At 59.7% G+C, this 6,315-nt stretch carries 8 protein-coding genes and 1 pseudogene; 5 read left to right on the forward strand and 4 right to left on the reverse strand.

Going from position 1 to position 6,315, the window contains the following annotated elements:
* Positions 1–59 precede the first annotated feature (59 nt).
* The gene (locus tag QU595_RS28930; protein WP_315928561.1) at positions 60–548 is read right to left on the reverse strand and encodes an Hsp20 family protein; all 489 of its coding nucleotides are present in this window, start codon (positions 546–548) and stop codon (positions 60–62) included.
* Positions 549–1,139: 591 nt separating this feature from the next.
* On the opposite strand from QU595_RS28930, the gene QU595_RS28935 reads away from it, so the two are divergent.
* From QU595_RS28935 to QU595_RS28945, 3 genes are all read left to right on the forward strand, one after another.
* Entirely contained in the window at positions 1,140–1,400 is a 261-nt protein-coding gene (locus tag QU595_RS28935) for a hypothetical protein (protein ID WP_315928563.1), read from the forward strand.
* Positions 1,401–1,598: 198 nt separating this feature from the next.
* Positions 1,599–2,099 carry an Hsp20 family protein gene (locus QU595_RS28940; RefSeq protein ID WP_315928565.1) on the forward strand — a complete coding sequence of 167 codons (501 nt, stop codon included), beginning with the start codon at positions 1,599–1,601 and terminating at the stop codon, positions 2,097–2,099.
* A 100-nt stretch (positions 2,100–2,199) separates the two neighbouring features.
* Positions 2,200–2,706: an Hsp20/alpha crystallin family protein gene (locus tag QU595_RS28945; RefSeq protein ID WP_315928567.1), complete on the forward strand. Its 507-nt coding sequence runs from the start codon at positions 2,200–2,202 to the stop codon at positions 2,704–2,706.
* On the opposite strand, the gene QU595_RS28950 is transcribed toward QU595_RS28945, so the two are convergent.
* Positions 2,696–3,100, reverse strand: a complete 405-nt coding sequence (locus QU595_RS28950) for a hypothetical protein (RefSeq protein WP_315928569.1) — start codon at positions 3,098–3,100, stop codon at positions 2,696–2,698. The two genes, QU595_RS28945 and QU595_RS28950, sit on opposite strands and share 11 nt — an antisense overlap.
* Positions 3,101–3,196: 96 nt before the next feature.
* Here QU595_RS28950 and QU595_RS28955 point away from each other — a divergent pair, with 96 nt between their 5' ends.
* Together QU595_RS28955 and QU595_RS28960 are read left to right on the forward strand one after the other, a co-directional pair.
* Positions 3,197–3,697, forward strand: coding sequence for a TspO/MBR family protein (locus QU595_RS28955; RefSeq protein WP_315928571.1), 501 nt, complete (start codon positions 3,197–3,199; stop codon positions 3,695–3,697).
* Positions 3,698–3,709: 12 nt separating this feature from the next.
* The gene (locus QU595_RS28960) at positions 3,710–5,167 is read left to right on the forward strand and encodes a deoxyribodipyrimidine photo-lyase (RefSeq protein ID WP_315928573.1); all 1,458 of its coding nucleotides are present in this window, start codon (positions 3,710–3,712) and stop codon (positions 5,165–5,167) included.
* 55 nt (positions 5,168–5,222) lie between these two features.
* Here QU595_RS28960 and QU595_RS28965 read toward each other — a convergent pair whose 3' ends face one another.
* Positions 5,223–5,672, reverse strand: coding sequence for an IS3 family transposase (locus tag QU595_RS28965; protein WP_315928587.1), 450 nt, complete (start codon positions 5,670–5,672; stop codon positions 5,223–5,225).
* Between the two features lie 166 nt (positions 5,673–5,838).
* A pseudogene (locus tag QU595_RS28970) lies at positions 5,839–6,060 on the reverse strand (IS3 family transposase); the annotation flags it as partial.
* Positions 6,061–6,315 lie beyond the last annotated feature (255 nt).

Here is a 6,315-nt window from a genome sequence, read left to right on the forward strand (position 1 = left end):
ATCTGTGCCACCCGGCCGATGCCGGGAGGCAAATCGCAGGTTGAGGGTTCGCGCGGAACTCAGGCAGCTTTGCGCTGCGGTTCCGTGTCGCCGCTGATCTGCTTCTTTTTGCCAGCCTCATCAACCACCACGGCGCCGTCAGCCGAGCCGATGGCAATGCGGCGAGGCTTGAGTTCCTCGGGGATCTCTCGCACGAGATCCACCGACAGCAGGCCGTTCTGCAGCGTAGCGCGCGCGACCTTGACATGGTCGGCCAACTTGAAGACCTGCCTGAAATTACCGGTCGCAAGGCCTTGGTGGAGGACCTGCCGGTCGCCCTGTTCGGGCTTTTTTTGGCCAGTCACGATCAACTCGTGGCCGTGCTGGGTCAGATCGACCTCGCCGAGGCTGTAGCCGGCGATCGCCATGGTGATCCGGTAGTCGTTTTCGCGGATCTTCTCGATATTATAGGGCGGCCAGTCCGACCGGCCGCCATTGTCGAGCATGTCGAAGAGCGGGTCAAAGCCGACCGTCGAGCGGTACAGGGGAGCAAAATCGAAGGTTCTCATAGCCATATCCTCCGCAAAGCAACATGGTAACAAGCAGCGTCACAGCGTATCTGTGACGCCAATTCGTCGAGCCGAAGCCGCGACGACTCGTCGATTTGGGAACATTGAAAATGTCGTTCAAGAGCGGATCGAGAAATTTTTCGCGGAGATCCGAAACGCTTCAACTCGCTTAATCCAGAGTAACGTCAGCCGGCAAAATGATCCGGAAGAGGCCGGTCGCGTTGTGGATTGTGGAAGTGACAATAACCGCAGAAAGAAAAGGCCTAATACCAGACGACCCGAGGCGACACTCAGGATCGGGCACGCATTACCGACGGGAAAGACCTTGAAGTGCGCTCGACAACAGCCGCAGAGCGGTCGAAAACAAACACCGCAAGCACTGAGCAGCGCCTTGCTTGATGAGGAGGAACGACGTTTCGGAGGGTGTCAATCTGGCGGGCGAGAATTGCCCGGCTTTGACATCCGCGACCGCTACGCAGGCCAGCCTTCACGCTCGGCGTCAGTTCGTGCCGGAAAGGTCAGTGGGAACGTTCCTGCTGAAGCGCCTTCTCGAAGTGGTTCTGCTCCTCGCCGTTATCGGGACGGTTCAGGGTGACCATGCCAGCGGATCAGGAGGTTTCCGTCAGGCCCGTGTTCGACGATGAGGTGAAGATCGGAAATCTCCTCGAAGTAATGCTCGATGCTCTTCGGTCCTTCATCGGTTCGACATTCGATGACTGCTTCCCGCAGTTCTTCGTAGGAAGCACGGTGGACCGCTTGTCTACGATGATCGTTTCCTCCGTCGGCCCAAAGACCGACACGATCTCTTCGCGCGTCATCGGCATGGCCGCTCACCTGCATGCCAATGTTTAAAGCATCGGCCGGAAGACAAACTCCCGCCAGCGGACAGACAATACGCGTCGGTTAGGACGTTCTGGCGGGAAACCCCTTGACGCGCCGGAAGCGAATCCCCAGATCGATTCCGCCGGCGCCCAGGGCCGGCAAGGTCAAGGAGCGCCGCACCCTTGGCGCTCCTCGTACCCATGTTGCTCAGCAATGGAGGATATGGCTATGAGAACCGCATTCGACTTTTCCCCGCTCTATAGGTCCAGCATCGGCTTCGACCGCGTTTTCAACTTGCTCGAAAACGCCAGCCGGACGCCGAGCGCCGACAACTGGCCGCCCTATGACATCGCCAGGACGGGCGATGACGCCTATTACATCACCATGGCGGTGGCGGGCTTCGGCCAGGACGAATTGAGCATCGTTTACGAGCCAAACATGCTGGTCATCTCCGGCGAGAGAACGGCGGAAGACAGCGGTGACTATCTGCATCGCGGCATCGCCGGGCGGCCGTTCGAGCGCCGCTTCGAGCTCGCCGACCATGTCAAGGTGACCGGGGCCAGCCTCGTCAACGGCCTGCTGACCATTGATCTCCAGCGCGAGATTCCCGAGGAGATCAAGCCGCGTAAGATCGAGATTGGCAGCAGTGGCGGCAAAGCCGGGTTCCGTATCGAGGCCAAGGCCACGAAGGCCGTCGATAAGCCGGTCGCCGAGAAACAGGCCGCCTGAGGCAATTCCGATGACGTCCGGATGCCGGGCGCTGGCCGTCCGGCGATGCACGGATTTTGCCTGAAAGACGGTTATCAAGACTGACGAAAGGAGAATGACGATGAGCGTACGCGATCTTATCCCGTGGGGACGCGAGGAGAGCCGCTTCCCGAGCCTGTTCCGCGACAGCGAGCGCGATCCGTTCCTGTCGCTGCACCGCGAAGTGAACCGGCTGTTCGACGACGTTTTCCGCGGCTTCGACGGCGGCCTGCCTTCCGTCGGCAGGGCGTCTCCGTTCAACGGGAACTGGCCGAGCGTCGAGATCTCCGACAACGACAAGGAGATCAAGGTGACGGCCGAAGTGCCCGGCATGGAGGAAAAGGACATCGAGGTCCTGCTCGACGACGGCGTGCTGACGCTTCGGGGCGAGAAGCGTTCGGAGACCGAAGACAAGAACCGGCAGTTCTCGGAACGCTACTACGGCCGCTTCGAGCGCCGCATCCCCATCGGCTACGAAATCGAGGAGGACAAGATCGACGCCCGCTTCAAGAACGGCGTCCTGTCCGTGACCTTGCCGAAAACGGCAAAAGCGCAGTCGCAGGCCAAACGTATCGCGATCAAAAGCTGATGCCTGAATAGCCTGGAAAGCGGTTGGCGCCGTTTCCCGGGCTGTCCGTTTTTAGTCTTGTACTAAAAACTCGCGGAGGTGCAGCGTCGAGCCGATAGCGAATGTCCGCTGCGATCAGGATTTGTCCGGAACCGGGCTCATCATCACCCGGTGTGATGCGGTGCGCCGCTTCGCGGAAGACTAGAAATTTCCGGCCTGCGCAGACAGCATTTCCTGACAATGTGCGATCAAATGGGCGCGTTCCATTCGCTCTGTCTGGCGTTCTCCCTTCATGCGTAGCGAACCTCGATTTCGTATCAAACAAATTCGCTGCGCTCGGACGCAGCGTGCAATCTCGGCGTTCTGATCTTTCTGCCACCGCGCTCGCAGTCGCCGGCAAGCTCTTCTGATCCAAACCTGCCTCCACGACGTACGTACATTCTGTTAGGATTTTCTGGACGGATGCATATCGCATTTTGCCTGATTGGATGCTTTGGTTCAGGGTAATCGTATGGACCCTCGAGAAAATACAAATCGCTCGACGGTATGGTTCAGGGCATCGGTCGCCCTGATCCCCGTGATTGCGGCCTCGCTCCTGGGCCAATGGGCGACATATCCGAATCTCGCCTCATGGTATGCGGCGCTCGTTAAGCCGTCATTCAACCCGCCGAATTGGATTTTTGCCCCCGTCTGGACGACCCTTTACATATTGATGGCTTATGCTGCCTGGCGCATCCTGAAAATTACTAACAGACCCGCAGAGCGCCGTGTCGCGTTGACGCTCTTCTTCCTGCAACTGGCGCTGAATGCGCTATGGTCATGGCTGTTCTTTGAGCTGAACAATCCGCTTGCAGGATTGCTGAACATCGTACCGCAGTTCCTGCTCATCCTGGCGACGATAGATCGGTTCCGCAGGCTCGATCTGGTCGCCGCTGCCTGTTTGATACCTCTCGCGGCGTGGATCGCATTCGCATCGTTGCTGAATTTTGAAATCTGGCGCCTGAACGGCTAGCGGCAGCAGACAATGGCCGCCGAAACGCCCTTTGCCGAGTCCGAACGTCCTGTAATCGTCTGGTTCCGCGACGATCTTCGACTGTCCGACAACCCGGCGCTGACCGCTGCCGCGAACTGTGGCCGCAGGATCATCTGCGTCTTCGTGCATGACGAGGAATCCGCGGGGGTACGCCCGCTCGGTGGTGCGGCGCGATGGTGGCTCCATGGCGCCTTGCAGGAGCTGGACGATGCCCTACGCGCCCTTGGCGGTAGTCTTTGCGTCCATAAAGGGGTTGCATCGGCGGTCATTCCGCAGCTTGCGGCTGACAGCAACGCGGCGGCAGTCTACTGGAACCGCCGCTATGGAGCTGCCGAGCGCCGCGTCGACGAGGCCGTGAAAACCACCCTCAAAGCACAGGGGAACGAGGCGAAAAGTTTCAATGGCCACCTGCTTTACGAGCCGTGGTCGATCAAGACCAAGTCCGGCACCCCGTTCCGTGTTTTTTCCGCATTCTGGCGCGCCGCACATGAGGCCGGCGAGCCGAGCCAGCCTCTTGGCGTTCCCTCGCGGCTGAACCTCTTCCATGGCTCGTGCGGGCAGGCGTCAATAACGGGCGTCGAACTTGCCGATCTGGCGCTGGAGCCGTCATCGCCTGATTGGGCGGGCGGACTGCGCTCGAACTGGCGGCCCGGAGAAGTCGGCGCCCAGGCCCAGCTCGAATTCTTTCTGGAAGAGCATTTGAACGAGTATGCCGACCTCAGGGATTTCCCCGACCGTTCGGCCACATCCCGGCTCTCGCCCTATCTGCGCTTTGGCAACATCTCGCCCCGGCAATTGTGGCACGCCGCAGAGGCCGCCGCCAATGCGGCCACCAATCCAGGGCCGCATCGAAACCTCGAAAAATTCCGATCCGAATTGGGCTGGCGCGAGTTTTCGTACCACCTTCTTTATTACAATCCCGAGATCTCGAGCGAAAACCTGCAAACTAGGTTCGACGGTATGCCCTGGCGGGCAGACGCCAAGGCGCTTCGCGCGTGGCAGCAAGGCAAGACGGGCTATCCGATTGTCGATGCCGGCATGCGTGAACTTTGGACGACGGGTTGGATGCACAACCGGGTGCGCATGGTGGTCGCCTCGTTCCTGGCCAAGCATTTGCTGATCGACTGGCGACAGGGCGAGACGTGGTTCTGGGACACGCTTGTGGACGCCGATCCGGCCAGCAACGCGGCGAGTTGGCAATGGGTCGCCGGCTCCGGCGCCGACGCCGCACCCTACTTTCGCGTTTTCAACCCGGTTCTGCAAGGCGAGAAATTCGATCCCGATGGCCGCTATGTCAAACGTTGGCTGCCGGAACTTGACGGTGTTTCTTCATCCGTCGTCCATAGGCCGTGGCAGCTTCACAACAAGGTCGAAGCTTACGCTGAAAGAATCGTCGAACACGACCGGGCACGTCAACGCGCTCTCGACGCCTTCAAGGGCCTGGGTTGATTACGGCCGATAAACCGATCTGGACTGCCCCCGGATTGGCAGACAATTCCCAGCCTCACGCCGCGGCGGTTTCGAACGCCTCGGGACTGACGCCGCCGAGATGGGAGTGGCGGCGGGTTCGGTTGTAGAAGACCTCGATATAATCGAAGATGTCGGCTCGAGCGAGGTCTCGGGTTTTGTAGATGCGTTTTCGGATGCGCTCCTTTTTCAGGCTTGAGAAGAATGATTCCGCGACGGCGTTGTCCCAGCAATTGGCTCGCCGGCTCATGCTCGGCTCCAGATTGTTGGCGTGGCAAAATCGCTTGAAGTCGTCGCTTCCATACTGGCTGCCCTGGTCTGAATGCACCACCACGCGGCCGACGGGTTTCCTGCGCCAGACAGCCATGAGCAGCGCATCGAGCGCCAGCTCTTTCGAGAGGTTGGGCTTCATCGACCAGCCAATGACCTTGCGTGCAAACAGATCGACGACGACCGCCAGGTAGCCAGCCCTGCCAGGTCCGGATATAGGTGATGTCGGTCACCCAGACCTTGTTGGCCGCGGCGACGGTAAACTCGCGCTGCAGCCGATTCGGAGCGATGATCGAGGGACGGCCAGCTATGGATCGGGGCTTCTTGTAGCCACGGACTGGCTTGATGCCGTTTTCCCGCATGATGCGCTCGATACGGTGGAGCCCGCAACTCTCTCCGGCTTCTCGCAGGTCGCCGAAGATGCGACGGGCACCGTAAACGCCATGGCTTGCGCTGTAGGAGGCGCGGATGAGTTCGAGCAACCGGGCATCTTCCCGGGCGTGATCGCTCAGCGGCTCGTGCAGCCACGCGTAGAACCCTGCACGAGTCACCCGCAGGACCCGGCACATCAATGTGATGGCGTGGTCACGACGGTGCTCGTTCATGAAGCGGTACTTCACTCGGGTTCCCTGGCAAAGTACCGCGCGGCTTTTTTTAAGAGATCCCGCTCCTCTTCGGTGCGACGCAGTTGCGAACGAAGGCGAAGAACCTCGCTCTTGGCCTCCAGGAGTTCCTTCTGTTGATTGCCACTGAGAACTGACCCGGCATTTCCACCGAGAATTGACCCGCCTATTAGGTATGTTTCGGGTCTGTGGCTTGGGTCAAGTTCCTGCCTTTCTCCTTTTTGCTTTTGGTCTCAT

The organism is Mesorhizobium sp. SP-1A (genome assembly GCF_032460275.1).
Lineage (GTDB): Bacteria > Pseudomonadota > Alphaproteobacteria > Rhizobiales > Rhizobiaceae > Mesorhizobium.